This window comes from Nocardioides sp. GCM10030259, assembly GCF_042666375.1.
Classification (GTDB): Bacteria; Actinomycetota; Actinomycetes; order Propionibacteriales; family Nocardioidaceae; genus Nocardioides.
On the sequence record NZ_JBHTDF010000008.1, the window covers coordinates 342951 to 368009 of the forward strand.

Below are 25059 nucleotides of genomic sequence, written 5' to 3' on the forward strand. Positions count from 1 at the left end.
GAGGGCACAGATGTCAGACAACGCAGGTGATTACGACGTCGTCCTCCTGGTCGAGCAGGCGCTGACCGACCAGGACGCCGCCCAGGTGCACTCGCTCCACGAGGGCCTGGACGAACCCGTGACCTACCACGTGCTGCTGCCGCTCGAGGACGCCGCCGCCCGCATCGAGTCGGCCATGGGGTCGCTGACCGCCGGCGACATGCTGTCTTCGCCGACGATGCCGATGCGTGAGGTCGACCTCGACGCGGTCCGCAAGGACTGCGAGGACCGGTCGCGCGCCGAGCTCGACCAGACCCTCGACGCGCTGAGACGCAGCGGCGCCACCGTCCGCGGCCAGGTCGTCAGCGACCCGCCGATCGACGCGCTGGCCGCGAAGGTCGCGGAGGTCGACGGCCGCGAGGCGATCATCCTGACCCGACCGCACGTCGTGGCCGAGTTCTTCCACCTCGACTGGACGTCGAAGGCTCGGCGCAAGCTCGGCGTGCCGATCCTCCATCTGCTCGAGCACGAGAACTTCGACGAGCAGGCCGAGGGCTACGGCCAGGAGGGCATCACCGGCATCTAGCCGAGAGCGCGGAAGGACAGCGCGTGCCAGCGTGGCCCGACCGGCGTCAGCTCGACCCGGCGCGGGTCGAGGCCGTCGTGGGGCGCGTCGCCGCGCACGATCTGCACCTCCAGGCGGGACTCCGACAGGCCCTCGGCGAGGCCCTCGCCCCACTCGACGACCGTGACGGCGTCGTCGAGGGACGTGTCGAGGTCGAGGTCGTCGAGCTCGTCGAGGCCGCCGAGCCGGTAGGCGTCGACGTGCACCAGGTCGGGGCCGCCGACGAGCGACGGGTGGACCCGGGCGATGACGAACGTCGGCGACGTCACCTCGCCCCGGACGCCGAGCCCCGCACCGAGGCCCTGGGTGAAGGTCGTCTTGCCCGCGCCCAGCTCGCCGCTGAGCACGATCAGGTCGCCCTTCGACAGCTGTCCGGCGAGCGAGCGGCCGAGGCCGCGCATGGCCTCGGCGTCGTGGGCCTGGAAGACGTGGGTGCGCAGCGGTCGCCGCAGCTCGACGTTGGGCGACTCGCGGCGGATCTCGCGGAACCCCTGCCGCTCCCAGAAGCGCACCGTCTCCGGCAGCTCCTCGCGCGCGACGACGGTGAGGTCGTCGGACCCGTCGGCGGCGTCCACGGCCGCCTCGATCAGCTCCGCCGCGACGTGGTGGCCACGGGCCTCGGGAATGACGCCGAAGCGACGCAGGTACGTCGTGCTGCCGATCGGGTCGAGCACCAGCGCCCCCACGGGGCGGCCGTCGATCGTGGCGAGCAGCCCGCCTCCGCCGGCGAGCCGCTTGGCGATCGTCTCCTCGGTCTCCTGCAGCGCCGCGGCGGGCGGGTCCAGGGGCGGGCGCGCCGCGAACGCCGTACGCACGACGGCAAGCACCTGCTCCGCCGACTCGGGGCCGACCCGGGTGATCTCGAGTGTCACCGTGCGTCCTCGGTGCCGGTCGCGGCGAGCAGCCGGTCGAGCTCGGCGTTGACCTCGTCGCGGCGCTCCAGGATGACCATGTGCCCGGCGCCGTCGCACTCGACCAGGGTGGAGCCGTCGATGCGGGAGTGGAGCTTGCGGCTGTGGCCGACCGACGTGAGCTTGTCGTCGGTGCCGCAGATGACGGTGGTCGGCACCTTGGCGAGCACCGGGATCGCGTCGAACTTGTCGAGCGACGAGAACCCGGGGAAGAACTCCGCCACCACCTCGAACGGCGTCTCCGACAGCATCCGGTCGACGAACTCGACGTAGCTGCCCGGCACGTCGTCGCCGAAGGCGAGGCCGGCGGTCGCGACGAGCGCGACGTCCTTGCCGGCGCGGCGTACGCCGTCGACGACCTTGTGGGTGCGCGCGAGCGCCGAGACGGTGCGCCCCACCGGGCCGGCGCTCCCCCAGGCCGGCACCATCGGGAAGAGGATGCGGCTCGGCTCGAGCCCGCCGGCGGTGGTCGAGATCAGCGCGGCGCCGACCACCCGGTCGCCGAAGAGCTCCGGGTGCGACTCCGCCAGGGCCGCGATCGTCATGCCGCCCATCGAGTGGCCGACCACGACCACCGGGCCCTCGGGGGCGACGGCGTCCATGACGGACAGCAGGTCGCGCCCGAGCTGCTCGATGGTGGCGTTGCCCAGCGGCGAGCGTCCCGAGCGGCCGTGCGAGCGCTGGTCGTAGAGGACCGTGCGCACCCGGCCGCGGTAGTGCTCCCGCTGGAAGTGCCAGCAGTCCATCTCCAGCGCGTAGCCGTGCGCGAAGATCACCGTCACCTCGGAGTCGGACTCGTCGACCTCGACGTGCAGCGGCGTGCCGTCGTCGGCGAGCACCGTGATCGGCTCCGACCGGAGCGACCCGAACGCCGGGACGTCCTCGGGCGCTCGCCCCACGATCCGGCGGCGTTGCCGGTTGACCCCGATGCCCGCTCCGGCAGCCACCAGGCTGACCGCTCCGACGGTCGCCGCGCCGATCACTCGTCCGCGCATGCTCATCAGTCGACGTACCTCCGGGTCATCCGTCCCCCGATCCTGGTCACGATCTCGTAGGAGATGGTGTCGGCGGCCTCGGCCCAGTCCTGCGCGGTGGGCTCGCCGTGCCGGCCGTCGCCGAAGAGCACGACGTCCTCGCCGGGCGCCGGCAGGTCGCCGTCGAGGTCGACGACGAACTGGTCCATGCAGACCCGGCCGCGGATAGCGCGGCGCTTGCCGTCGACCTGCACGTGGGCGGTGTTGCTCGCGTGGCGCGGAACGCCGTCGCCGTACCCGATCGGCACGAGCCCGACGGTGGTCGCCGTGTCCGCCGTCCAGGTGTGGCCGTAGGAGACCGAGGCGCCGGCGGCCAGCGGCTTGCTCTGGGCGAGGGTGGCGCGCGCGGTCATCGCGGGGCGCAGGCCGAGGTCGGGCGTGTGGCCGGGCGCGGGGTCGAGGCCGTACGACGCGATGCCGACGCGCACCAGGTCGAACCGCGACGACGGCCGCAGGATCGCCGCCGCCGAGTTGGCGAGGTGGCGGACCTCGGGCCGCAGGCCGGCCTCGTGCGCGACGGCGAGGGCCTCGCGGAACACGGCCTCCTGCGCGTCGTTGGCGGGGTGGTCGGGCTCGTCGCTGGCCGCGAAGTGGGACCAGATTCCGGTGACCGTCCACGCGCCGTCCTGCTCGCCCGCCCGCGCCGCGGCGACCACGTCGGGCCAGGTCTCCATCGCCGCGCCCCCGCGCGACAGCCCCGTGTCGACCTTGAGCTGGAGGCGGGCCGGGCGACCGGCGGCGTCCACCGCCGCGCGGATCTCGTGGAGCTCGGCGGTGGTGTACGCCGTGACGTCGACGTCGGCGGCGATCGCGGCGGCGTGGTCCTCCCCCGGGACCGTGAGCCAGCACAGGACGCGGCCGGTGTCACCGGCGGCCCGGAGCGCCAGGGCCTCGTCGATCGTGGCGACGCCGAGCCACTCGGCGCCCGCCTCGCGGGCGGCCCGCGCGGCCTCGACCATGCCGTGGCCGTAGCCGTCCGCCTTGACGACCGTCATCATCGCGACGCCGGTCAGCTCGCGCAGCCGCCGGACGTTGTCCCGGATCGCACCGAGATCGACGACGATCTCGGCGCGCACAGGAGCCGACTGGGGGGTCATTGCCCCCCATTCTCCCATCACGCTCCCGGCAGCCCCCGGACGGCATCCGGGATGGACGCCGCGATGTCGCCCGCGACCAGCGGTCCGCCGCGCCCCGCGAGCGTCGCAGCGGCACCGTGCAGCCACGAGCCGACCGAGGCGGCGTCGTACGCCGTCAGCCCTGCGGCGAGCAGGGCTCCGACGAGGCCGCCGAGCACGTCGCCGGCGCCGGCCGTGGCCAGCCAGGGCGTGCCGGTCGTGGTCGCGCGGACCAGCCCGTCGGGGCGGGCCACGAGGGTGTGGCGGCCTTTGAGCAGCACGACGCAGCCGTGGCGCTCCGCGGCCGCGCGGGCGTGGTGGAGCGGCCGGGCCTCGATGTCGGCGCGCTCGACACCGGTCATCGCGGCCAGCTCGCCGGCGTGCGGCGTCAGGACGGTGTCGGCGGGAAGGCGCTCCGGGAGATGGACGAGCGCGTCGGCGTCGACGAGGGTGGGGACCTGGTCGGCCAGGGCGGCCCGGAGCTCGTCGCCGGCGTGCTCGCCGCCGCCCGAGCCGACCACCCACGCCTGCACGCGCCCGTCCCCCACGACCTCGGGGTGCCGCTCGCGGACCCGGTCGGCGACCTCCGACGGCCCGACGTACCGCACCATGCCGACCAGCCCGCTCCCGGCGCCGGCCACGGAGAGCAGCGCGGCGCCGGGGTACTGCGCGCTGCCGGCGCGGATCCCGACCACCCCGCGGGTGTATTTGTGCGCGTCCGGCGCGGGCCGCGGCAGCAGCGCCGCGACGTCCTCGGGCCGGAGTGCCTCGACCGGCGAGTCGGGGAGGTCGAGCCCGATGTCGACGAGGTGCACCGCGCCGCAGTGCCGGCTGGCCGGGTCGACCAGATGGGCGATCTTGTGGGTCCCGAACGTCACCGTCACGTCGGCGGTCACGTGCGGTCCGTCCAGCCGGCCCGTGTCGACGTCGACGCCGCTCGGGGTGTCCACCGCCACCACCGGCACGCCCTCGACCAGCGCCAGCGCCTGCTGCGCCTCGGGCCGCAGCCCCGGGCGCCCGCCGATGCCGACGATCCCGTCGACCACGACCTCGGGCCGCGCCGGGCTCCCGTCGACCACGCGCCCGCCCGCCTGCCGCAGCGCGGCGACCCCGCCCTCGTGCGCGTGGTCGGACAGCAGCCACGCCTCGACCTGGGCGCCCCGGCGGGCGAGCAGCGCCCCGGCGTACAACGCGTCTCCCCCGTTGTCGCCCGACCCGACCAGCAGCAGCACCCGGCGTCCGTACGCCGAGCCGAGCAGGTCGATCACGGCGTACGCCAGCCCGGCCGCGGCCCGCTGCATCAGCGCCCCCTCGGGCAGGCGCGCCATCAGCTCCGCCTCGGCCGCCCGCACCTGCTCGACCGTGTGCGCCCGCCTCATGTGGTCACGCTAGCGGGGTCCTACGCCGACTCCAGCACCACGACCGCCGAGGCGATGCCGGCGTCGTGGGAGAGCGAGACGTGCACGGAGCCGACGCCGAGGTCGTTGGCCCGGGCGAGCACCGTGCCGCGCATCTCCAGCAGCGGCCGCCCGGACGACTCCGAGACGATCTCGGCGTCCTGCCAGTGCATGTCGCCCGGGGCGCCGAGGGCCTTGGCGACCGCCTCCTTGGCGGCGAACCGGGCCGCCAGCGACGCGAGCGGGCGGGTCGCCTCGGCCGGGGTGAAGAGCCGCGCCGAGAGCCCCGGCGTCCGGGCCAGCGACTCGCCGAAGCGCTCGATGTCGACCACGTCGATGCCGACGCCGATGATCATGCGCGTCACTCCACCGTGACGGACTTGGCGAGGTTGCGCGGCTGGTCGACGTCGTGCCCCATCAGCGTCGCGAGCTGGCAGGCGAAGAGCTGCAACGGTACGACGGCCACGAGCGGCTGCAGGAGCACCGGCACGCGCGGCAGGCGGACGACGCGGTCGGCGTACGGCGTGATGGCGTCGTCGCCGTCCTCGACCAGGCAGATGGTGCGTGCACCGCGGGCGCGAACCTCCTGGATGCCGCTGACCATCTTGTCGCGGAGCTGGTCACGTCCGGCCGGTGGCACGACGCACAGCACGGGCAGGCCGGACTCCACCAGCGCGATCGGGCCGTGCTTGAGCTCACCCGCGGCGAACCCCTCCGCGTGGATGTAGGCGAGCTCCTTGAGCTTCAGGGCCCCCTCGAGGGCCACCGGATAGCCGGCGTGCCGCCCGAGGAAGAGCACCGACCGGGTGTCGACGTGCTCGGCCGCCATCTCGTAGATCGAGTCGGCGTCGTCGAGCACCCGCTGGATGTGGTCGGGCATCTCCTCGAGCTGGCGCATCACCTCGTCGATCTCGTCGCCGTACCGCGTGCCCTTCACCTGCGCGAGGTAGAGCGCGAGCAGGTAGCAGGCGACCAGCTGGGTCAGGAAGCCCTTCGTCGACGCGACGCCGATCTCCGGGCCCGCGTGGGTGTAGATCACGGCGTCGGACTCGCGCGGGATCGTCGAGCCGTTGGTGTTGCAGATCGCGAGCACCTTCGACCGCTGCGTGCGGGCGTGCCGGATCGCCTGCAGGGTGTCGGCGGTCTCGCCGGACTGGCTGATCGCGACCACGAGCGTGGAGTAGTCGACGATCGGGTCGCGATAGCGGAACTCCGAGGACAGCTCGACCTCGACCGGCACGCGGGTCCAGTGCTCGATGGCGTACTTCGCGACCATGCCGGCATAGAACGACGTGCCGCACGCGATGATGATGACCTTGTCGACGTCGCGCAGCTCCTGGTCGGAGAGCCGCATCTCGTCGAGGTGCAGGTGCCCCTCCGGCGTACGACGTCCGAGCAGTGAGTCGGCCACGGCGCGCGGCTGCTCGTGGATCTCCTTGCGCATGAACCAGTCGTGGCCGTCCTTCTCGGCGGCCGACAGGTCCCAGCTGACGTGGTAGCGGTGGCCCTCCGCCGGCATGCCGTCGAAGCCGAGCACGGAGACGCCGTCGCGGGTGATCGTGACGACCTGGTCCTGCCCGAGCTCGAGCGCCTCGCGGGTGTGCTCGATGAAGGCGGCGACGTCGGAGCCGAGGAAGTTCTCCCCGTCGCCGAGCCCGACGACCAGCGGCGAGTTCCGGCGGGCGGCGACGACCCGCGACGGGTCGAGCGCGTCGACCGCCACCAGGGTGAAGGCGCCCTCGAGCCGGTTCACGAGCCGGACCATGGCGGTGGTGAGGTCGGTGCCCGCGGCCACCTCGGCCTCGAGCAGCTGGGCGGCGACCTCGGTGTCGGTCTCGGAGACCAGCGTGACGTCGCGGGCCTCGAGCTCGGAGCGGAGCTCCGCGAAGTTCTCGATGATGCCGTTGTGCACGAGCGCCACCCGCCGCGCGGCGCCGCTGTGCGGGTGCGCGTTCACGTCGTTGGGCGCGCCGTGGGTGGCCCACCGGGTGTGCCCGATGCCGACGGTGGCGGCGGGCAGGGGCTGGTCGGCGATCGCCTTCTCGAGGTTGTCGAGCTTGCCGGCGCGCTTGTCGGAGGCGATGGCGCCCCCGGTCACGAGCGCGATCCCGGCCGAGTCGTAGCCGCGGTACTCCAGCCGGCGCAGGCCCTCGATCACGACGCCCTGAGCCTGCTTCTCCCCGACGTACCCGACGATCCCGCACATGGTGGCCACCATATCCAGCGGGCACCGGGGGTTTGAGCGGGCTGGTTGGCTGCAACAATCTCCGGCATGTCTTCCCAGGGCGGGCAGAACGGCGCCACCGACGAGACCCCGCGGGAGTCCTCGCCGTACATCGAGCTCGACCGGTCCGCCTGGGCAGCCCTCGCCGACGAGGTCGAGAACCCGCTCACCGCCGACGAGATCCAGCAGCTGCGGGGCCTGGGCGACCAGCTCGACCTCGACGAGGTCCAGCAGATCTACCTGCCGCTCTCCCGCCTGCTCAGCCTGTACGTCGAGGCCGCGGGCACGCTGCACCGGCGCCAGGAGGAGTTCCTCCACCAGGGCCAGCCGCCGCGCACGCCGTTCGTCATCGGCCTGGCCGGGTCGGTCGCAGTCGGCAAGTCCACGACGGCCCGCGTGCTCCAGCAGATGCTCGCCCACTGGCCCGAGCACCCCAACGTGGCGCTGGTGACGACCGACGGCTTCCTCTACCCCAACGCCGAGCTCGAGCGCCGCGGGCTGCTGCAGCGCAAGGGCTTCCCGGAGTCCTACGACCGTCGCGCCCTGCTGCGCTTCGTCGTCGACATCAAGTCCGGCAAGGACGAGGTCGAGGCGCCGGTCTACTCCCACCTCACCTACGACGTGATCCCCGGCGAGAAGGTGGCCGTCAAGCGCCCCGACATCGTCATCGTCGAGGGCCTCAACGTCCTCCAGCCCGCCCGGGTGCGCGACGACGGCCGCACCGGCCTGACCCTGAGCGACTTCTTCGACTTCTCCGTGTACGTCGACGCCGGCACCGGCCACATCCGCGACTGGTACACCGAGCGGTTCCTGCGGCTGCGCGAGACCGCGTTCCGCGACCCGGAGTCCTACTTCTCCAAGTACGCCGGGCTCTCGCACGACGAGGCGGTCGCCGAGTCGCAGCGGATCTGGGACACCATCAACGGACCCAACCTGTCGCAGAACATCCTGCCGACCCGCTCCCGCGCCACGCTCGTGCTGCGCAAGGACCGCGACCACTCCGTCCGCTACGTCCGCCTACGGAAGCTCTAGGACCCCCGGGCCGAGCTTGCGAGGGCTGGGACACAGGTCCAAGGTCGAGCAGCGAAGCGACCGACGAAGGAGGTCGCTAGCGCGTGTCGAGACTGAGCGTCAGCAGGATCTCGGGCACCTTCTCGGGCGAGAGCGTGCCGGCGTCGCCGCTGTCGGCCACGACCACGGCGCGGACGTCGCCCGCGCGGATCATCGCGACCTCGATGCCCGACGCCGCGCACGGTCCCTCCGGGCCCAGCAGCCCGGTCCAGCGGAAGGTGGCCGGGGTGCCGTCCGCGAGCACGACGTCCTCGGCCGACGTCCCGGTGGACACCGTCGGGGCGCCGCCCATCACGCCCGACACCCACGCGTCGAACGACTGGTCGGTGAAGCCCGCGAGCGCCCGGAAGGACCCCTTCGGCTGCGCCTTGCAGTAGCCCTCGTCGAGCAGGGCCGGCCCGTCGACGTGCACCGGGCCGTAGGAGATCCGCGAGTCGGCGGCGCGCAGCCGCCACCCCATGCCCGGCACCTGGAACGACGCACCCGACTCGGGGTCGGTGACGACGACCGAGCCCGCGCGGCCGGGCTCGTCCCCGTCGCGCGTCGCCACCGCGATCGCACCCGTGGCGACGACGGCGAGCACGGCGACCACGCCGAGCACTGCGGCCAGGCGGGTGCGGGTCATGGGCTGGTTCTACCCGATGTCGCGGCGCAGCGTGGTCATTCTCCCCACGATCGCGAGCACGGCGGCGTACCCGAGCATCACCAGCAGCGCCGCCCACCGGGGCAGCAGGTCGGCGGAGCCGCCGCCCATCTCCCCGATCAGGCTGGCCCCGATGAGGCCGTCGGCGGCCGCGCCGGGGAGGAACTGCGACACCGACGACGTCGCGTCGAAGGCGCCCAGCGCGATCCGGGCGATCGGCTCCACGAACTGGGTGAACGCCAGCAGCACCACGACCGCCGCCACCTGGTTGGACAGCACGGAGCCGAACCCGACGCCGATCACCGTCCAGAGGGCCGTGACCACGACGCCGAGCAGGATGACCGCCAGCACGTCGGGGTCGGTGAGGAACGCGCCGTCGCCCTCCACTGCCAGCAAGGGAGCGGACACCGCGACGAGCGCGGCCATCCCGACCGCGCCGTACAGGAGCCCGAGCGGCACCGCGACGACGAGCTTGCCCCCGAGCAGGACGGTACGACGCGGCTCGACCAGCAGGGACGCCGTGATCGTCTGGTAGCGGAACTCGGTGGTCATCATCAGGCTGCCGATGACCAGCGGGAAGACGTAGCCGATCGCGTTGACCAGGCCGTAGACCCCGGCGGCCGCCTCCGCGCCCTTCGGCATCGTGGCCGCGTCCTCGCCGGTCGCGAAGGCGATCGAGAGCGCGAGCACCCCGCCCACGAAGGCGAGGTAGGCCGCCAGGACGATCAGCAGCAGCCACCACAGGCGGGTGCTGACGAGCTTGCGGTACTCCGCGACCACCGCCGCCTTCATCCGTCGCCACCCGTCAGTCGCAGGAACACGTCCTCGAGCCCCACTCCCCGGCTGGCGAGCTGGTGGAGCTCGATGCCGCCGGCGTACGCCGCGGCGCCGATCTCGGCCGCGGGCACGTCGGCGACCAGGCGGCCGGTGCCGTCGGCGCGGTGCGCCCAGCCGCGGTCGTCGCAGAGCCGCGCGAGCGCGTCGGCCGCGGGCGACTCGACGTACGTCTCCGGCGCCGCGAGCGCGCTGAGGTCCGCCAGCGACGAGGCGTGCACGAGCCTGCCGTGCGCGATGATCACCACGTCGTCGACGGTGTGCTGCACCTCCGACAGCACGTGGCTGGAGATGAGCACGGTGCGGCCCTCGTCGGCGAACGTCCGCAGCAGCCCGCGCATCCACTTGATGCCCTCGGGGTCGAGGCCGTTGGCGGGCTCGTCGAGCACGATCGCGGGCGGGTCGGCGAGCAGCGCGGTCGCGAGGCCGAGCCGCTGCCGCATGCCCATCGAGTAGCCACCGACGCGGCGGTCGGCCGCCGGGCCGAGCCCGACGAAATCGATCAGCTCGCGGCAGCGCTTCGCCGAGACGCCGGCCTGCGTCGCGAACACCTCGAGGTGGCCGAGCCCGCTGCGGCCCGGGTGGAAGGAGGAGGCCTCGAGCGCGGCGCCGACGACCCGGGCGGGCCGCTCGTGGTCGCCGTACGGCTTGCCGCCGACGAGTGCCCGGCCGGCCGTGGGCCGGGTGAGCCCGAGCAGCATCCGCAGCGTCGTGGTCTTGCCGGCGCCGTTGGGGCCGAGGAAGCCGGTGACCGCTCCCGGGCGCACCGAGAAGGTCAGGTCGTCGACGGCGCGGACCGCGCCGAAGCTCTTGCCGATGTGCTCGACGGCGAGCACCGGAGCGTCCCTCATGGGACACATTCCTACAGGCTGAGCTCGCGCTTCACGACATCGGCCAGCCGCTCGGCCACCGCCCCCGCCTCCTCCGAGGTCGAGGCCTCGACCATCACGCGGACCAGCGCCTCGGTGCCGGACGGACGCAGCAGGATCCGGCCGGTGTCGCCGAGCGCGGCCTCCTCCTCGGCGACCGCCGCGGCCACGATCGGGTCGTCGTCGGCGCGGGACTTGTCGACGTTGCGGACGTTGACGAGCACCTGCGGCAGGCGGGTCACGACACCGGCGAGTTCCTGGAGACTGCGGCCCGTGACGGCCATCCGCTCCAGCACGTGCAGCGCGGTGAGGGTGCCGTCGCCGGTCGTGGCGTGCTCGCTCATGATCACGTGGCCCGACTGCTCGCCGCCGAGGCCGTAGCCGGACACGCGCATCGCCTCGAGCACGTAGCGGTCGCCGACCTTGGTCTGGCGCACGCCGATGCCGGCGGCCTTCATCGCCTGCACGAAGCCGAGGTTGCTCATGACGGTGGCGACGACCGTGTTCTTGGGCAGGTGACCGGTCTCGGCCATCCCGGTCGCGAGGATCGCGAGGATCTGGTCGCCGTCGACGTCGTTGCCCTCGTGGTCGACCGCGAGGCAGCGGTCGGCGTCGCCGTCGAGCGCGAAGCCCGCGTCGGCGCCGTGCTCGAGCACGGCCGCGCGGAGCGGCTCGAGGTGGGTGGACCCGCAGCCGTCGTTGATGTTGAGTCCGTCGGGCTCGGCGTTGATCGCGATGACGGTGGCGCCGGCGGCCCGCAGGGCCATCGGCCCGGCTTCGTACGCCGCACCGTGGGCGCAGTCGAGCACGACCGTGATGCCGTCGAGCGGCTTCGCGAGCGTGCCGACCAGGTGCTCGACGTACTCCTCGACCGGAGTGGCGTACGGCGTGACGCGACCGACCTCACCGCCGAGGGGGCGCGCCCACGGCTCGTCGAGGTGCTGCTCGATCTCCCGCTCCACGGCGTCGTCGAGCTTGAGGCCGCCGCCGGCCAGGAACTTGATGCCGTTGTCGGGCATCGGGTTGTGCGAGGCGCTGATGACGACGCCGAGGTCGGCGCCGAGCGCCTGGGTCAGGTGGGCGACCGCCGGGGTCGGCAGCACCCGGAGCCGGAGCACGTCGACCCCGGCCGACGCGAGCCCGGCCACGACGGCGTGCTCGAGGAACTGCCCGGAGATGCGCGTGTCCCGACCCACCACGGCGAGCGGGCGTCCCCCGGACCGGGAGTCGCCGAGCTCGCCCCGGGAGGCCAGGACACGGGCGGCGGCGACGGACAGGTCCAGGGCCAGCTCCGCGGTCAGTTGACCGTTGGCCAGGCCCCGGACCCCGTCCGTGCCGAAGATGCGCGGCATCTGCTGAGGCAGATCAGCGCTTGCTGTACTGAGGCGCCTTACGGGCCTTCTTGAGACCGGCCTTCTTGCGCTCGATGACGCGGGCGTCACGGGTGAGCAGTCCGGCCTTCTTGAGCGACGGGCGGTTGGCCTCGACGTCGACGGCGTTCAGGCAGCGGGCCACGCCGAGGCGCAGCGCACCGGCCTGGCCCGTGATGCCGCCGCCGTGGATGCGGGCGATGACGTCGAAACGACCCTCGAGCTGCAGCGCGGCGAACGGCTCGTTCGCGACCTGCTGGTGCAGCTTGTTGGGGAAGTACGAGTCGAGCGTCCGGCCGTTGATCGTCCACTGGCCGGTGCCCGGCACGATGCGGACGCGAGCCACGGCCTCCTTGCGACGGCCGGTGGCCGCGGCGGGGGCGATGGTGGCGGGACGCTGGGGGGCGTCGGCGGAAGGAGCGCTCTCGGAGCTGTAGGCGATGCCCTGCTCGTCGGTCTCGTAGGTCTCCTCGACCTCGGTGGTGTCAGCCACGATGTTCCTCACTCAGACTTTCTCGACGTCAGACGATTACTGGGAGATCTGCTTGATCTCGAACGGAGTGGCCTTCTGGGCCTGGTGCGGGTGGTTGGGCCCGGAGTAGACCTTCAGCTTCTTCAGCATCTGACGGCCGAGCTTGTTCTTCGGGAGCATGCCCCAGACGGCCTTCTCGATCGCCTTGCGGGCGTCCTTCTCGAGGACCTCGCCGATCGGGGTGGCGGAGAGACCACCCGGGTAGCCGGAGTGGCGGTAGGCCATCTTCGTGGTCTTCTTCGTGCCGGAGAGGGCGACCTTCTCCGCGTTCACGATGATGACGAAGTCGCCGGTGTCGGCGTTCGGGGCGAAGATCGGCTTGTGCTTGCCGCGCAGGAGGTTGGCGGTCTGGGCGGCCAGCTTGCCGAGGACGATGTCGGTGGCGTCGATGACGAGCCACTCCCGGCTGATGTCGCCGGGCTTCGGAGCGTACGTGCGCACGGAGGAACTTCCTTCGTTCGTGGTGGACCCGCGGGACCCTGTCGTCCCGGGGCGGTGCTGCCACGCCCTCTGACGAACACTGCCCGGCTCCCACCGTTCAGCAGGTGGGCTCCGGGTCTGCACCCGGACTCCGTGGCTGGTGTCCGGGCGCGGCAGGAGGCGCGACTGACAAGACTACGGGCCGCTTTCACAGCAGGTCAAAACGCGGTTGCCGCCAACGTCACATCCTGTACGGCGGAACGCGGGTTCGCGCGCCGTGGGACCTCCGACTAAGTTGGCCGGGTGACTGATTCTCTCACCGTCCGTGACAACCGCACCGGGCAGGAGTACGAGGTCCCGATCGCCGACGGCGCCATCAAGGCCGCGGATCTGGGCCAGATCAAGACCGGCGACGACACCCCCGGCCTGGCCGTGTACGACCCCGGCTTCGTGAACACCGCGTCCTGCCGCAGCTCCGTCACGTACATCGACGGGGAGCAGGGGATCCTGGAGTACCGCGGCTACCCCATCGAGCAGCTCGCGGAGAAGTCGAGCTTCCTCGAGGTGGCCTACCTCCTCATCCACGGCTCGCTGCCGACCAAGGCCGAGTACGACGCGTGGGTGCACGAGATCACCTACCACACGTTCGTCCACGAGAACGTCAAGTCGTTCATGCAGGGCTTCCGCTACGACGCGCACCCGATGGGGATGCTGATGGCGTCGGTGGGGGCCCTGTCGACGTTCTACCCGGACGCCCGCAACATCAGCGACGCCGAGAACCGCCACATCCAGATGGTCCGGATGATCGCCAAGATGCCGACCCTGGGCGCCTGGTCGTTCCGCCACGCGCAGGGCAAGCCGTACGTCTACCCGGACAACGACCTCGGCTACACCGCCAACTTCCTCTCGATGCTCTTCAAGATGAGCGAGTCGCGGTTCGAGGCCGACGAGCGCCTGGTCAAGGCCCTCGACGTGCTCTTCATCCTGCACGCCGACCACGAGCAGAACTGCTCGACCAACGCGGTCCGCTCGGTCGGCTCTTCGCAGGTCGACCCGTACTCCGCGGTCGCGGCCGGCATCGGCGCCCTCTACGGCCCGCTGCACGGCGGCGCCAACGAGGCCGTGCTGCGGATGCTCAAGCGGATCGGGAGCAAGGAGAACATCCCCGCCTTCATGCAGGGCGTGAAGGACGGCAACGAGCGCCTGATGGGCTTCGGCCACCGGGTCTACAAGAACTACGACCCGCGCGCGAAGATCATCAAGAAGGCCTGCGACGACGTCTTCGAGGTCACCGGGGTCAACCCGCTGCTCGAGATCGCCCAGGAGCTCGAGAAGATCGCGCTCGAGGACGAGTACTTCGTCAAGCGCAAGCTCTACCCCAACGTGGACTTCTACTCCGGCCTGATCTACGAGGCCTTCCAGTTCCCGCCGGAGATGTTCACGGTCCTGTTCGCCATCGGCCGCACCCCGGGCTGGCTGGCCCAGTGGTCCGAGCTGGTGCAGGACAAGGAGCAGAAGATCGCCCGCCCCAAGCAGATCTACACCGGCGACCGCGGGCTGGATTTCACCCCCGCCGCCGAACGCTGGGCGTGAGCCCCGGGCCCTGCGACTCACGTCGTCCAGCGCGTGCGCTCGCAAGGCGGAGGAGGGAAGGCGGCCCGGGTTTGGCCGTCGACCGACGACAACGCAGCGAGCGTGCGTGATGGGCGGCGTGAGCGGGGTCGTCTTCGACTTCGGGAACGTGCTCATCGACTGGCAGCCGCTGGCCGCATTGACAGCCGGACTCGGCGAGGAGGAGGCGCAGCGCTTCCTGACCGCCGACGACTTCGACTTCATGGCCTGGAACCACCACCAGGACGCCGGCCGGGCGTGGGACGAGGCGATCGACGAGCTGCGGACCAGCCACCCGCACTGGGTGCGCCACGCCGAGGCGTACCTCGAGCACTTCACCCGCTCGCTCGCCGAGATGCCCGGCACTCCCGACATCCTGCGCGACCTGCACGGCGCCGGGGTCCCGGTGCTCGGCCTGACCAACTGGTCGGCGGAGCTCTACCCGCACGCGCCGGCGGCGTTCGACTTCATCGGGCTGCTCGACGTCGTCGTCGTCTCGGGACGCGAGGGCGTGGCCAAGCCCGACGCGGCGGCCTTCGAGCTCGTCGCCGAGCGCAGCGGCCTCCCCCTCGACCGGCTCGTCTTCGTCGACGACAGCCCTCGCAACGTCGACGCCGCGGCCGCGCTCGGCATGGACGCCCTCCTCTTCACCGGCGCCGACACCCTCCGCGACGCGCTGCGCGAGCGCGGGCTGCCCGTCTGAGCCGATGCCGGCGCCATGTGGGCGGCGGCCCGACTTCTCGGGCAATACCTGATCTTCTGGGCCGAAGTTTCGCCCGAACAGTTCAGGTTTCCCCGGTGGGCCGGGGAAACCTGCACTCCAGCCCGACTCCTCACGCAGGCGCGGGCGCGGCCTCCGGAGAGCCGGAGTCGGAGTCGGCCGCCTGGACCACGTCCTCCCGGCGCACCAGGCGGCGTACGTCGGACGACGCGAGCCCCAGCAGCGCGGACCCGCCCATCACGCAGCCGACGACGACCAGCCAGGCGTGGAAGCCGACCATGGTCGCGATCGGACCGGTCAGGGCGAGCCCGAGGGGCCGGGCGATGAACGAGCCGACGACGTCGAAGGAGTAGACGCGGGCGAGCTTGTCCGGGGCGACGTTCTGCTGGATCGAGAGGTCCCAGAAGACGTCGAAGACCTGGAGGCCGAAGCCGTGCAGGAACGCCCCGAGGAGGACCGGCCAGAGCTGGTCGGACAGCGCCATGGCGATCGGGAACAGCGCGGTGAGGCTCAGCAGCGCGGTGCCGACGAACAGGCTCCGCCTTGGCCGCCAGCGCAGGCACACCAGTCCGCCGACGACGAAGCCGGCCATGAGCGCGGCCATCGCGACGCCCCACACCGACCGCCCGAACTCGTCGCCGACGACGACCGGCCCGAGCACGCCCTGGGCGCCGCCGTAGAAGAGGTGGTAGACCAGCGCCTGCCCGATCAGCAGCCACAGCCAGGTGTGGGCGAGGACCTCGCGGGCACCCTCGCCGAGGTCGGCGAGCATCGACCCGCGCTCCCCCTCCGGGGCGGCCTGCTCGACCCGCATCCGGGAGAAGCAGAAGGCGGCGACGGCGTACGTCGCGGCGTCGACGCCGATCGCCCAGCCCGAGCCGACGACCGCGACGAGCACGCCGCCGACCGCGAAGCCGACCGTCCCGGCGGTTGTCTGGAGCAGGGAGCGCACCGCGACGGCGGACCCCAGGTCGGCCGGCGGGACCGTCTCCCGCGTCATCGCCCGCGAGGCGGGCTGGCTCAGCGCCGCGAGGCAGCCGTTGACCGCGCCGACGACGCCGAGCAGGGGGATCGTCGCCCAGCCGCCGACGAGCGAGGCGGCGATGAACGCCATGGTCAGGGCGCTGCCCGCGGCGGAGCCCTCCATCATCAGCTTGCGCGGCAGCCGGTCGCCGAGGACGCCGCCGAAGAGCACGGTGACGACCTCGGCGAGTGCGAACGCCGCGACCACGAGGCCGAGCTCGGAGGCCGAGCCGCCGAGGTCGAGCACGGCGAACGCGAGGGCGATCGGGGTGATCGCGTTGCCGAGGGCACTGGTCGCCGTGCCCGTGACGAGCATCCGGAAGTCCCGGTGGCGGAGTGCCGCGAGGTTGGTACCCACAGCTCGATATTACTTCGCTGACGAATTATTCGCTACCGAATTGAGTAGGATCTGTTCATGCCCGAGGAGACCGAGGACTGGGCCGACCGGCACGTCGCGCGCTGGCGGGACCACTGGATCGACGTGGACTTCGAGGACGACGTCGAGGCGATCGTCGTACGGATCCAACGACTCACCCGGTACTTCCGGCTGGCCAAGCAGCACGCCCTGGTCGAGGTGGAGCTCCAGGACTTCGAGTACGAGACGCTGCACCAGCTGATGATCCGGGACACCCCGGGCAGCGCCAGCCCGTCGGCGCTCGCCGCCGACCTCGGCATCAGCAACGCCGGGATGACCGGGAGGCTGGACGCCCTCGAGAGGGCCGGCTGGATCCAGCGCCACGCCGACGCCGACGACCGCCGCCGGGTGGCCGTCGAGGTGACCCGCAGCGGCATGACGGTCTGGCGTCGCGCCATGGACCTGCGCGGCCGCGCCGAGATCGAGGTCGCGCACGCCCTCGGCCCCGGCGAGCGAGCCACGCTCGCCGCGCTGCTCAAGAAGATGACGCTGGCGGCCGAGGCCCGCGACGAGGGCTGAGCCCTCGACGTTGTCGGGCCCGAACCGGTTTCTTCGTGGGCTGCCAGCCACGTCTCAGGGTCGTCACAGGCGCGGGTACGACAGTGGAAGCATGTCCGACGAGCCGACCACCCCGCTGGGCCCCCAGTCTCCGCAGAACCCGTACTTCTCCTACCCGCAGGGTCCCCCGCCCGAGGGTCCGCCGCAGCACGCCGAGCAGACGACCGTGCTCACCGCCGAGCGTCGTCCGCGCCGCGCCGGGCTGGCCGTGGCCGTCGTCGCCACCGCGCTCGTCGTCGGCGCCGGGGCGGGCGTGGGCGGTGCGGCCGCGTGGAGCGCACTCGACGACGACAACGGCTCGATCACCGGCACTGACAGCCCGAGGACCTCGCAGGTCGTCGACACCCCCGAGTCCTCCGCCGCCGACGGCTCCGTCGAGCAGGTCGCGGCGAAGGTGCTCCCGTCGGTCGTCAAGATCGCCGTCTCCGGCAGCGAGGGCCAGGGTTCCGGTTCGGGGATCATCCTCAGCTCGGACGGCGAGATCCTGACCAACGACCACGTCGCGTCCCTGGCCGGCGACGGCGGCTCGCTGACCGTCTTCTTCAACGACGGCTCGTCCGCCAAGGCGTCGATCGTCGGCTCCGACCCCCTGACCGACACCGCGGTGATCAAGGCGGAGGACGTCTCGGACCTGACCCCGGCGACCATCGGCAAGTCCGGTGACCTCGAGGTCGGCGAGGGCGTCGTGGCGATCGGGTCGCCGTTCGGCCTCGAGTCCACCGTCACCAGCGGCATCGTGAGCGCGCTGGACCGCCCGGTCGACGTCGGCAGCGACGGGCAGGGCAACAGCACGACGTACCCCGCGATCCAGACGGACGCCGCGATCAACCCCGGCAACAGCGGCGGTCCGCTGGTCGACATGGCCGGCAACGTCGTCGGCATCAACTCCTCCATCCGCACGAACAGCTCCACCCAGGGCGAGGGCGGGTCCATCGGCCTCGGCTTCGCGATCCCCATGGACGAGGTGCTGCCGATCGTCGAGCAGATGCGCGACGGCGAGACGCCGACCCACGCCCGGCTCGGCATCTCGGTGAGCGACGTCGCGGGCAAGGACGGCGACGAGGTCGTGCAGGGCGCCCAGGTCCAGGAGGTCACCGGCGGCTCGACGGCCGACGATGCCGGCATCGACAAGGGCGACGTGATCACCAAGGTCGACGACCAGCTGGTCACCGGCGCCGACTCGCTGGTGGCGACGATCCGCTCCTACCGGCCCGGCGACGACGTCACGGTCACCTACCTCCGCGACGGCGAGCAGCAGACCGCGAAGCTCGCCCTCGACTCGGACGCGGAGGCGTCCAGCTCCTGACCCACCGACTCCCCTCCCGAAACCCCCGAGAATTCGGGAGGGGTCCAGGACCCCACCGGCCAGCAGGTCCGTCTCCCGTCGGCCGGTGGGGTCCTTTCCATGGACGTCAGAAGCGCTTCTGGAACTCCCCGAGGCGGGCGACCGGCGTGAAGCCGAGTCGCTCGTTGACCTCGATCATGTGCCGGTTGACCTCGGCGTTGTACGTCGTGAGCACGGTGATGTCCGGGGCCTCCGACTGGAGCAGCCGCAGGTTCGCGACCTTCACCGCGAGGCCGAGCCGGTGCCCGCGGGCGTCCCGGCGTACCAGCGTGCCCCACTGGTAGGCGCGGCCCGGCTCGTGGACCGTCGTCGCGATGTCGGTGAACGCGACCAGCTCACCGTCCGGCGCGAGCGCGACGGTGTTGTACTTCGTGCGGCCCTGGCGGGCGAGGATCTCCTCGTTCTCGCGGACCACCACCGGGTCGGTCGACTCGGCCTCGACGTCGAGCGCGCCGGTCGGCGCCTCGGTCAGCAGCTCGGCGCTCAGCCGCGACCAGCCGTCGAGCAGGTCGTCGGGCACGGGTCCGACGAACGAGCGCAGCGTGTAGCCCGCATGCTTCTCGGCCGCCCCCGCGGCCAGCGCCTCGAGCACCGCCTCGTCCGCGGGCAGCGCGAGCGTGCGCTTCACGTCGCCCAGCGCGAGCTCGAAGCCACGGGCCCCGGCGAACTCCACCCCCGGCTCGCCCGAGCCGGACGGGCCGGCGTCGAAGCGCCACGCCGCCTCGCCGACGAGGATCGTGCGGTCGCGCTCGGCGGCCACCTGCTCCAGGTGCTCGAGCATCGCGGTGCCGTAGCCGCGGCGGCGGTGGGCGGGCACGGTGTGCACGACCATCTCGGCGCGCTCGACGTTGTCGAGCAGCGGGGTCCGGACCCAACCCGACGAGACGACCTCGCCGTCGACGACCCCGGCGTACCCCTGGACCCAGTGCTTGGTGACAGTGGCCTGCATCAGCGCGCGCACCTCCTCCAGCTGCCACGGCGAGCCGACCCCCTCACCGGCGGCCAGCTCCGCGGCGAGGTAGGCCGCGTGCCACGGGTCGAGCTGATCGGGGTCGAACGGGTCGACCTCCACGATCTTGATGTCGCTCATCGCGTTCTCTCCACCCGGGTCTCGTCCCAGACGGGCTCGTCGGACTCGTAGACGCTGCCGTCGGCGCCGTACACCAGGAACCGGTCGAAGCCGCGGGCGAACCAGCGGTCGTGGGTCACGGCGAGCACGGTGCCCTCGAACGCCGCGAGGCCGTCCTCGAGCGCCTCGGCCGACTGGACGTCGAGGTTGTCGGTCGGCTCGTCGAGCAGCAGCAGCGTGGCGCCCGACAGCTCGAGCAGCAGGATCTGGAAGCGCGCCTGCTGCCCGCCGCTGAGCGACTCGAACCGCTGCTCCGCCTGGGCGCTGAGCTCGTAGCGGTCGAGCACGCGGCTCGCCTGCTCGCGGCCCATGCCGTCGCGGCGATCGTCGCCACGGTGCAGGATCTCCAGCAGGGTCCGGCCGATCAGCTCGGGGTGCTCGTGGGTCTGGACGAACCAGCCCGGCCGCACCCGGGCGCCGAGCCGGGCCATGCCCCGGTGCAGCACGGGCTTGATCTCGACGTCTCCGACCGGCTCGTGCTCCTTGTCCGGCCGGGTGCCGCCGATGGCGAGCAGCCGCAGGAAGTGGGACTTGCCGGAGCCGTTGGAGCCGAGGACTGCCACGCGCTCGCCGTACCAGACCTCGAGGTCGAAGGGCCTCATCAGCCCGGTGAGCTCGAGGTGCTCGCACACGACCGCGCGCTTGCCGGTGCGGCCGCCCTTGAGGCGCATCTTCACCTGCTGCTCACGCGGCTGCTCGGTCGGAGGACCGGCCTCCTCGAACTTCCGCAGCCGGGTCTGCGCCGCCTGGTAGCGGCTCGCCATGTCGGCGTTGTACGCCGCCTTCTGCTTGTACATCAGCATCTGGGCGCGCAGCTTCGCGTGCTCCTCGTCCCAGCGCTTGCGCAGCTCCTCGAAGCGCTCGAACCGCGCGCGCCGGGCGTCGTGGTACGACGCGAAGCCGCCGGGGTGGGTCCAGACGAGGTTGCCGGCGCTGCCGAGCTCCACGGTCACGACCCGCGTCGCCGTGTTGTTGAGCAGCTCGCGGTCGTGGCTGATCATCAGGATCGTCTTGTCGGACTCGCGGATGCGCTCCTCGAGCCAGATCTTGCCGGGCACGTCGAGGAAGTTGTCGGGCTCGTCGAGGAGCAGCACCTCGTCGGGGCCGCGGAGCAGGTACTCCAGCACCAGCCGCTTCTGCTCGCCGCCCGAGAGGGTGCGCAGCTCGCGGTACTGGGCCCGGTCGTAGGGCACGCCGAGGCCGGCCATCGTGCAGACGTCCCACGTGACCTCGAGGTCGTAGCCGCCCGCGTCGGCGTACTCCGCGAGGGCGCCGGCGTAGCGCATCTGCGTCTTCTCGTCGTCGTGGTCCATGAGAGCCTGCTCGCAGGCGTCGACCTCCTCGGCGGCGGCCCGGATCCGCGCCGGGGCGACGCTGCGCAGCAGGTCCGCGACGGTCGGCTCGGTGCCGAGTCCGGCGCCGACCATCTGGCGCATCACGCCGAGCCCGCCGGAGCGGGTCACGACGCCGGCGTGGGGCGCGAGGTCGCCGGTGATGATGCGCAGCAGCGTCGTCTTGCCGGCGCCGTTGGCACCGACCAGCGCCACCTTGGCGCCCTCGCCGACCCGGAACGACACGTCGTCGAGGAGCACCCGACCGTCCGGCAGCTCGTACCGCACTCCTGCCACGTCCACGTGTCCCACGTCGGAGGATTGTCCGTCATCCGCGCTGTCGGGTCACCGCGTTTTAGGGCCTTGTCCCCAGATCAGGGTCTACGGTGCGGGCATGCTGCGCTTGCTCGTCGCCGCCGTGCTCGCCGCCGTGGCGGTGGGGAGCGCCTCACCGACCACCGCATCCGCCCCTGCCGATCCGGATCCGGGGCCCGTCGTCGAGGACCTCGGCCCCGACAGCTTCGCCGAGCGGGGGCCGTTCAAGGTCGGCGAGGTGACCCTCGCGCTACCGGCGAACGACGCCCCGGTCGAGGTCTGGTACCCCGCTCATCGCGTCGACGTCGCGGGCAAGCGGCCCGCGCACTACGACCTGGTCGACTGGCTGCCGTCGTACCTGCAGTCGGCGCTGCCCGACGGGGCGAAGGTGACCCATCCGTCCGGCGGCGTACGCCGGGTGCCGGTCGCGGAGGGCCGGTTCCCGCTGGTGGTCTTCGGCCACGGGTACGCCGGCTTCCGCACGCAGTCGTCCTTCCTCACGTCGTGGCTGGCGTCGTGGGGCTTCGTGGTCGCGGCTCCCGACCACCGCAGCCGCGACCTGACTGCGGTCCTGGGTGAGCCGGACGACTCGACGTCCGACGTGCGGGACCTGCGCGCCACGATCACGCTCCTGCGCGAGCTCGACGGCCGGCCGTCGGGGCGGTTCAGCGGGCACGTCGACACCGAGCGCGTCGGCGCCGTCGGCCACTCCGCGGGTGGCGCCGCGGTGGAGGCCCTCGCCGTGGTCGACCGCCGGGTCGCGACGTTCGTCGCCATGGCCGGCGCGACCGTCGGGGCCTTCGGCGAGGAGAAGTCGGGGCCGCGCAGCCGCGTGCCGCACCGGCCCGGCCTGATCCTCGCCGGCACCGCCGACGGCGTCGCGGAGGTCGACGGTCTGGTCGCGGCGTACGACGCGCTCCGCACCCCCAAGCGGCTCGTGCTCCTGGAGGGTGCCGGGCACCACGCGTTCAGCGATCTCTGCGAGGTCGGCGCCGAGCGTGGTGGCCTGCTGGCGATCGCCGACCTGCTCGAGTTCCCGGTGCCCGAGCGGCTGCAGACGCTGGCGACCGACGGCTGCGAGCCGCCGGCGCTGGCGCCGCGGAAGGCCTGGCCGGCCGTGCGGCAGGCGACCGTCGCCCACCTGCGACAGGTCCTCGGCCTCGACCGGTCGCGGGCCGGTCTGTCCGGCCTCCGCGACGCCTTCCCGGGCGTCGTGTCGGCGAACCGGAGCGCTCGCTAGACCCGAACCGGACCAGCGCAAGACCAAAGTCGGCGGCGAGGCCGGCCCGCGCTCCCTAGAATTCCCGCATGGCGCGGGGAGCGGACGAGATCGAGCACGTCCCGGTCGTCACCCGCCTGCGCCCGGTCCCCTACCCCGGCACCCGCCGCCCGGTGCGCGCCGCAGCGATGGCGGCGTACGCCGTCGCGCTGGTGGCCTGGTCGCTGACCCTGGGCATCCCGAACGACACCGTGCAGGTCTTCCTGTGGCTGTGGCTCGGCACGATCGCGTGGAACATCGAGGCGAAGCCGCGCTACCACCTGAACTTCCTCAAGGACTGGTGGCTGCCGGTCGTCGGGCTCGTCATCTACTTCTACAGCCGCGGGCTCACCGACGAGCTCGGCCTGCCCGTGCACGTCTACCCGCCGATCCACTTCGACGAGTGGATCGGCGGCGGCGTGACGCCGACGGAGCGGCTCCAGGACGCGTGGTGCGGCGATCCGTGCCTGAAGACCACCGAGCCGCGGTGGTACGACCTGTTCCTGACGACCGTCTACGCCTCGCACTTCCTCACCGGGCTGACGATCGCGGCCGTGCTGTGGGTGCGCAACCGGCCCGCGTGGATCGCGTGGATGCGCCGCTACCTCGCGATCAACTTCGGCGCCCTCGTCATCTACATCCTCTATCCGATGGCGCCGCCGTGGATGGCGTCGGAGGAGGGCTGGCTCGACGGGGAGGTCACCCGGATCACCGGGCGGGGCTGGTCGGACATCGGCCTCGACCGGGTCGACCTGATCCTGCACGGCGTCGGCAACCCGGTGGCCGCGATGCCCTCGCTGCACGCGGGCATCACGTTCCTGGTCGCAGGATACGGGATCCAGAGGCTGAGCTCGCGATGGCGCTGGCTGCTCGCGCTCTACCCGCTCGCGATGTCCACGGCGCTCGTCTACTACGCCGAGCACTACGTGATCGACGTGATCGCCGGCGCGGTGCTGGCCGGCGCCGTGCTCGTCGGCTGTCAGCTGTGGGAGAACTCCCGCAACCGTGGGATGCTGGTCAGTCCTCCGAGCGGGTCACCCAGAGGTTGATGCCGGCCTCGACGGCGTCCTCGTCGATGAGACGCAGCTCCTCGTCGCTCAGCGGCGCGGACGCCACCGCGTCGAGGTTGGTGTCGAGCTGCTCGACCGAGCTGGCGCCGATCACGGCCGAGGTGACCCGGGCGTCGCGCAGCGCCCACTGCAGCGCGAGCTGCGCCAGCTTCTGCCCGCGCTGCTGCGCGATCTCGTTGAGCCGGCGCACGTGCCGCAACGTCGCCTCGTCGAGGTGGTCGCCGCCGATCGTCGAGTTGTCCCGCGCGGCGCGCGAGTCGGCCGGCACGCCGTCGAGGTAGCGGTCGGTCAGCAGGCCCTGGGCGAGCGCGGTGAAGACGATGCAGCCCATCCCCTGGGCCTCGAGCTCGTCGAGCAGGTCCTCCTCGATCCAGCGGTTGAGCATGGAGTACGACGGCTGGTGGATCAGCAGCGGCGTGCCGAGGTCGCGCGCGATCGACGCGGCCTCGCGGGTCTGCGCGGCGGAGTACGACGAGATGCCGACGTACAGCGCCTTGCCCTGCCGCACGGCGTGGTCGAGCGCCCCGATGGTCTCCTCGAGCGGGGTCTCGGGGTCGAAGCGGTGGCTGTAGAAGATGTCGACGTAGTCGAGCCCCATCCGGGTCAGCGACTGGTCGAGCGACGCGAGCACGTACTTCCGCGACCCGCCGCCCTGGCCGTACGGTCCCGGCCACATGTCGTAGCCCGCCTTGGTCGAGATGATCAGCTCGTCGCGGTAGGGCTTGAGGTCGTCGGCGAAGTAGCGGCCGAAGTTCTCCTCCGCGCGGCCGTACGGCGGGCCGTAGTTGTTCGCCAGGTCGAAATGGGTCACCCCGCGGTCGAACGCCCGCCGCAGGATCGCCCGCTGCGTCTCCTCAGGCCGGTCCGTGCCGAAGTTCTGCCACAGCCCCAGCGAGATCACCGGCAGCTTGAGCCCGCTCCGTCCGGTGTAGCGGTACCGCATCCCCGTCGCGTCGGTGTCGTACCGGTTCTCGGCTGCCTCGTAGCTCATGCCCCCGATCCTGTCGCAACGGTGGTCGCGGTGCGAGGAGCGCCAGCGACGAGCCTCGAAACCACCCTCCGCGGACCGCCTTCCGTCCACAGCCCGGCTTCCCACCGGTGTTTGCACAGGCGGTCCGGCGGGTCGGGCTGGTTGTCGGTGGGGGTGCGTTGGCTGGAGGGCATGACAGCGATCGCGACACCCCGGCACCGGGTCAGTGCCGCGGTCGCGCATGTCCACGCCGAGCTCGACGCCGTCGCGGACGCATCCGTGTGGTCCA

General features: G+C 72.3%; 24 protein-coding genes. 8 read left to right on the forward strand and 16 right to left on the reverse strand.

Annotation, left to right across the window (positions count from 1 at the left end):
• Positions 1-10 precede the first annotated feature (10 nt).
• Positions 11-565, forward strand: coding sequence for a hypothetical protein (locus tag ACFQQI_RS10255; protein WP_378561883.1), 555 nt, complete (start codon positions 11-13; stop codon positions 563-565).
• Here ACFQQI_RS10255 and tsaE read toward each other — a convergent pair.
• From tsaE to glmS, 6 genes are read right to left on the reverse strand one after another with little or no spacing between them, the layout of a single operon-like run.
• Complete coding sequence (tsaE, locus tag ACFQQI_RS10260; RefSeq protein WP_378561886.1) at positions 562-1476, reverse strand: tRNA (adenosine(37)-N6)-threonylcarbamoyltransferase complex ATPase subunit type 1 TsaE; 915 nt, start codon at positions 1474-1476, stop codon at positions 562-564. The genes ACFQQI_RS10255 and tsaE overlap by 4 nt on opposite strands.
• On the reverse strand, positions 1473-2510 hold the full coding sequence (locus ACFQQI_RS10265; RefSeq protein WP_378561889.1) for an alpha/beta fold hydrolase: 1038 nt from the start codon (positions 2508-2510) through the stop codon (positions 1473-1475). Before ACFQQI_RS10265 ends, tsaE begins: the two co-directional genes overlap by 4 nt.
• Positions 2511-2515: 5 nt before the next feature.
• Entirely contained in the window at positions 2516-3646 is a 1131-nt protein-coding gene (gene alr, locus ACFQQI_RS10270; protein WP_378561892.1) for an alanine racemase, read from the reverse strand.
• A gap of 17 nt (positions 3647-3663) precedes the next feature.
• Positions 3664-5043 (reverse strand): NAD(P)H-hydrate dehydratase, encoded by a 1380-nt coding sequence (locus ACFQQI_RS10275; RefSeq protein ID WP_378561895.1) that lies wholly within the window; start codon positions 5041-5043, stop codon positions 3664-3666.
• Between the two features lie 20 nt (positions 5044-5063).
• A complete protein-coding gene (locus ACFQQI_RS10280; RefSeq protein ID WP_378561898.1) occupies positions 5064-5417 on the reverse strand; it encodes a holo-ACP synthase in 354 nt (117 codons plus the stop codon).
• A gap of 5 nt (positions 5418-5422) precedes the next feature.
• Complete coding sequence (glmS, locus tag ACFQQI_RS10285; protein WP_378561901.1) at positions 5423-7267, reverse strand: glutamine--fructose-6-phosphate transaminase (isomerizing); 1845 nt, start codon at positions 7265-7267, stop codon at positions 5423-5425.
• A 66-nt stretch (positions 7268-7333) separates the two neighbouring features.
• Between glmS and coaA the strand changes: the two genes are divergently transcribed.
• Positions 7334-8317, forward strand: coding sequence for a type I pantothenate kinase (gene coaA / locus ACFQQI_RS10290; protein WP_378561904.1), 984 nt, complete (start codon positions 7334-7336; stop codon positions 8315-8317).
• A gap of 76 nt (positions 8318-8393) precedes the next feature.
• On the opposite strand, the gene ACFQQI_RS10295 is transcribed toward coaA, so the two are convergent.
• From ACFQQI_RS10295 to rplM, 6 genes are read right to left on the reverse strand one after another with little or no spacing between them, the layout of a single operon-like run.
• Positions 8394-8981 carry a hypothetical protein gene (locus ACFQQI_RS10295; RefSeq protein ID WP_378561907.1) on the reverse strand — a complete coding sequence of 196 codons (588 nt, stop codon included), beginning with the start codon at positions 8979-8981 and terminating at the stop codon, positions 8394-8396.
• A 9-nt stretch (positions 8982-8990) separates the two neighbouring features.
• Positions 8991-9791 carry an ABC transporter permease gene (locus tag ACFQQI_RS10300; RefSeq protein ID WP_378561910.1) on the reverse strand — a complete coding sequence of 267 codons (801 nt, stop codon included), beginning with the start codon at positions 9789-9791 and terminating at the stop codon, positions 8991-8993.
• Positions 9788-10684, reverse strand: coding sequence for an ATP-binding cassette domain-containing protein (locus tag ACFQQI_RS10305; protein ID WP_378561913.1), 897 nt, complete (start codon positions 10682-10684; stop codon positions 9788-9790). Before ACFQQI_RS10305 ends, ACFQQI_RS10300 begins: the two co-directional genes overlap by 4 nt.
• An 11-nt stretch (positions 10685-10695) precedes the next feature.
• On the reverse strand, positions 10696-12054 hold the full coding sequence (gene glmM, locus ACFQQI_RS10310; RefSeq protein WP_378561916.1) for a phosphoglucosamine mutase: 1359 nt from the start codon (positions 12052-12054) through the stop codon (positions 10696-10698).
• 13 nt (positions 12055-12067) lie between these two features.
• Positions 12068-12565: a 30S ribosomal protein S9 gene (gene rpsI, locus ACFQQI_RS10315; protein ID WP_378561919.1), complete on the reverse strand. Its 498-nt coding sequence runs from the start codon at positions 12563-12565 to the stop codon at positions 12068-12070.
• Between the two features lie 36 nt (positions 12566-12601).
• Positions 12602-13045, reverse strand: a complete 444-nt coding sequence (gene rplM, locus ACFQQI_RS10320) for a 50S ribosomal protein L13 (protein WP_378561922.1) — start codon at positions 13043-13045, stop codon at positions 12602-12604.
• A 282-nt stretch (positions 13046-13327) separates the two neighbouring features.
• Between rplM and ACFQQI_RS10325 the strand changes: the two genes are divergently transcribed.
• Positions 13328-14617: a citrate synthase gene (locus ACFQQI_RS10325; protein WP_378561925.1), complete on the forward strand. Its 1290-nt coding sequence runs from the start codon at positions 13328-13330 to the stop codon at positions 14615-14617.
• Positions 14618-14726: 109 nt separating this feature from the next.
• Positions 14727-15338, forward strand: a complete 612-nt coding sequence (locus tag ACFQQI_RS10330) for an HAD family hydrolase (protein ID WP_378561928.1) — start codon at positions 14727-14729, stop codon at positions 15336-15338.
• Positions 15339-15468: 130 nt separating this feature from the next.
• On the opposite strand, the gene ACFQQI_RS10335 is transcribed toward ACFQQI_RS10330, so the two are convergent.
• Positions 15469-16737, reverse strand: coding sequence for an MFS transporter (locus ACFQQI_RS10335; RefSeq protein ID WP_378561931.1), 1269 nt, complete (start codon positions 16735-16737; stop codon positions 15469-15471).
• A 57-nt stretch (positions 16738-16794) separates the two neighbouring features.
• Here ACFQQI_RS10335 and ACFQQI_RS10340 point away from each other — a divergent pair, with 57 nt between their 5' ends.
• Both ACFQQI_RS10340 and ACFQQI_RS10345 read left to right on the forward strand, forming a co-directional pair.
• Positions 16795-17313, forward strand: coding sequence for a MarR family winged helix-turn-helix transcriptional regulator (locus ACFQQI_RS10340; RefSeq protein WP_378561934.1), 519 nt, complete (start codon positions 16795-16797; stop codon positions 17311-17313).
• Positions 17314-17404: 91 nt separating this feature from the next.
• Positions 17405-18658 carry a S1C family serine protease gene (locus ACFQQI_RS10345; protein WP_378561937.1) on the forward strand — a complete coding sequence of 418 codons (1254 nt, stop codon included), beginning with the start codon at positions 17405-17407 and terminating at the stop codon, positions 18656-18658.
• Positions 18659-18764: 106 nt separating this feature from the next.
• On the opposite strand, the gene ACFQQI_RS10350 is transcribed toward ACFQQI_RS10345, so the two are convergent.
• Together ACFQQI_RS10350 and ACFQQI_RS10355 are read right to left on the reverse strand one after the other, a co-directional pair.
• Entirely contained in the window at positions 18765-19787 is a 1023-nt protein-coding gene (locus ACFQQI_RS10350; protein ID WP_378561940.1) for a GNAT family N-acetyltransferase, read from the reverse strand.
• Positions 19784-21469, reverse strand: a complete 1686-nt coding sequence (locus ACFQQI_RS10355; RefSeq protein ID WP_378561943.1) for an ABC-F family ATP-binding cassette domain-containing protein — start codon at positions 21467-21469, stop codon at positions 19784-19786. The genes ACFQQI_RS10350 and ACFQQI_RS10355 overlap by 4 nt, the downstream gene beginning before the upstream one ends.
• Before the next feature lie 82 nt (positions 21470-21551).
• Here ACFQQI_RS10355 and ACFQQI_RS10360 point away from each other — a divergent pair, with 82 nt between their 5' ends.
• Together ACFQQI_RS10360 and ACFQQI_RS10365 are read left to right on the forward strand one after the other, a co-directional pair.
• Positions 21552-22712 (forward strand): alpha/beta hydrolase family protein, encoded by a 1161-nt coding sequence (locus ACFQQI_RS10360; RefSeq protein WP_378561946.1) that lies wholly within the window; start codon positions 21552-21554, stop codon positions 22710-22712.
• 68 nt (positions 22713-22780) lie between these two features.
• Positions 22781-23779, forward strand: coding sequence for a phosphatase PAP2 family protein (locus tag ACFQQI_RS10365; RefSeq protein WP_378561949.1), 999 nt, complete (start codon positions 22781-22783; stop codon positions 23777-23779).
• On the opposite strand, the gene mgrA is transcribed toward ACFQQI_RS10365, so the two are convergent.
• Entirely contained in the window at positions 23748-24791 is a 1044-nt protein-coding gene (gene mgrA, locus ACFQQI_RS10370) for an L-glyceraldehyde 3-phosphate reductase (RefSeq protein WP_378561952.1), read from the reverse strand. The two genes, ACFQQI_RS10365 and mgrA, sit on opposite strands and share 32 nt — an antisense overlap.
• Between the last annotated feature and the right edge of the window lie 268 nt (positions 24792-25059).

Coding starts and splice junctions, on each gene's coding strand:
- ACFQQI_RS10350 (WP_378561940.1), bottom strand. CDS start 19,787: ATGAGCGACATCAAGATCGTGGAGGTCGACCCGTTCGACCCCGATCAG.
- ACFQQI_RS10280 (WP_378561898.1), bottom strand. CDS start 5,417: ATGATCATCGGCGTCGGCATCGACGTGGTCGACATCGAGCGCTTCGGC.
- coaA (WP_378561904.1), top strand. CDS start 7,334: ATGTCTTCCCAGGGCGGGCAGAACGGCGCCACCGACGAGACCCCGCGG.
- ACFQQI_RS10365 (WP_378561949.1), top strand. CDS start 22,781: ATGGCGCGGGGAGCGGACGAGATCGAGCACGTCCCGGTCGTCACCCGC.
- ACFQQI_RS10345 (WP_378561937.1), top strand. CDS start 17,405: ATGTCCGACGAGCCGACCACCCCGCTGGGCCCCCAGTCTCCGCAGAAC.
- mgrA (WP_378561952.1), bottom strand. CDS start 24,791: ATGAGCTACGAGGCAGCCGAGAACCGGTACGACACCGACGCGACGGGG.
- alr (WP_378561892.1), bottom strand. CDS start 3,646: ATGACCCCCCAGTCGGCTCCTGTGCGCGCCGAGATCGTCGTCGATCTC.
- ACFQQI_RS10300 (WP_378561910.1), bottom strand. CDS start 9,791: ATGAAGGCGGCGGTGGTCGCGGAGTACCGCAAGCTCGTCAGCACCCGC.
- ACFQQI_RS10340 (WP_378561934.1), top strand. CDS start 16,795: ATGCCCGAGGAGACCGAGGACTGGGCCGACCGGCACGTCGCGCGCTGG.
- ACFQQI_RS10330 (WP_378561928.1), top strand. CDS start 14,727: ATGGGCGGCGTGAGCGGGGTCGTCTTCGACTTCGGGAACGTGCTCATC.
- ACFQQI_RS10305 (WP_378561913.1), bottom strand. CDS start 10,684: ATGAGGGACGCTCCGGTGCTCGCCGTCGAGCACATCGGCAAGAGCTTC.
- glmS (WP_378561901.1), bottom strand. CDS start 7,267: ATGTGCGGGATCGTCGGGTACGTCGGGGAGAAGCAGGCTCAGGGCGTC.
- glmM (WP_378561916.1), bottom strand. CDS start 12,054: ATGCCGCGCATCTTCGGCACGGACGGGGTCCGGGGCCTGGCCAACGGT.
- ACFQQI_RS10255 (WP_378561883.1), top strand. CDS start 11: ATGTCAGACAACGCAGGTGATTACGACGTCGTCCTCCTGGTCGAGCAG.
- ACFQQI_RS10265 (WP_378561889.1), bottom strand. CDS start 2,510: ATGCGCGGACGAGTGATCGGCGCGGCGACCGTCGGAGCGGTCAGCCTG.
- ACFQQI_RS10295 (WP_378561907.1), bottom strand. CDS start 8,981: ATGACCCGCACCCGCCTGGCCGCAGTGCTCGGCGTGGTCGCCGTGCTC.
- ACFQQI_RS10360 (WP_378561946.1), top strand. CDS start 21,552: ATGCTGCGCTTGCTCGTCGCCGCCGTGCTCGCCGCCGTGGCGGTGGGG.
- ACFQQI_RS10275 (WP_378561895.1), bottom strand. CDS start 5,043: ATGAGGCGGGCGCACACGGTCGAGCAGGTGCGGGCGGCCGAGGCGGAG.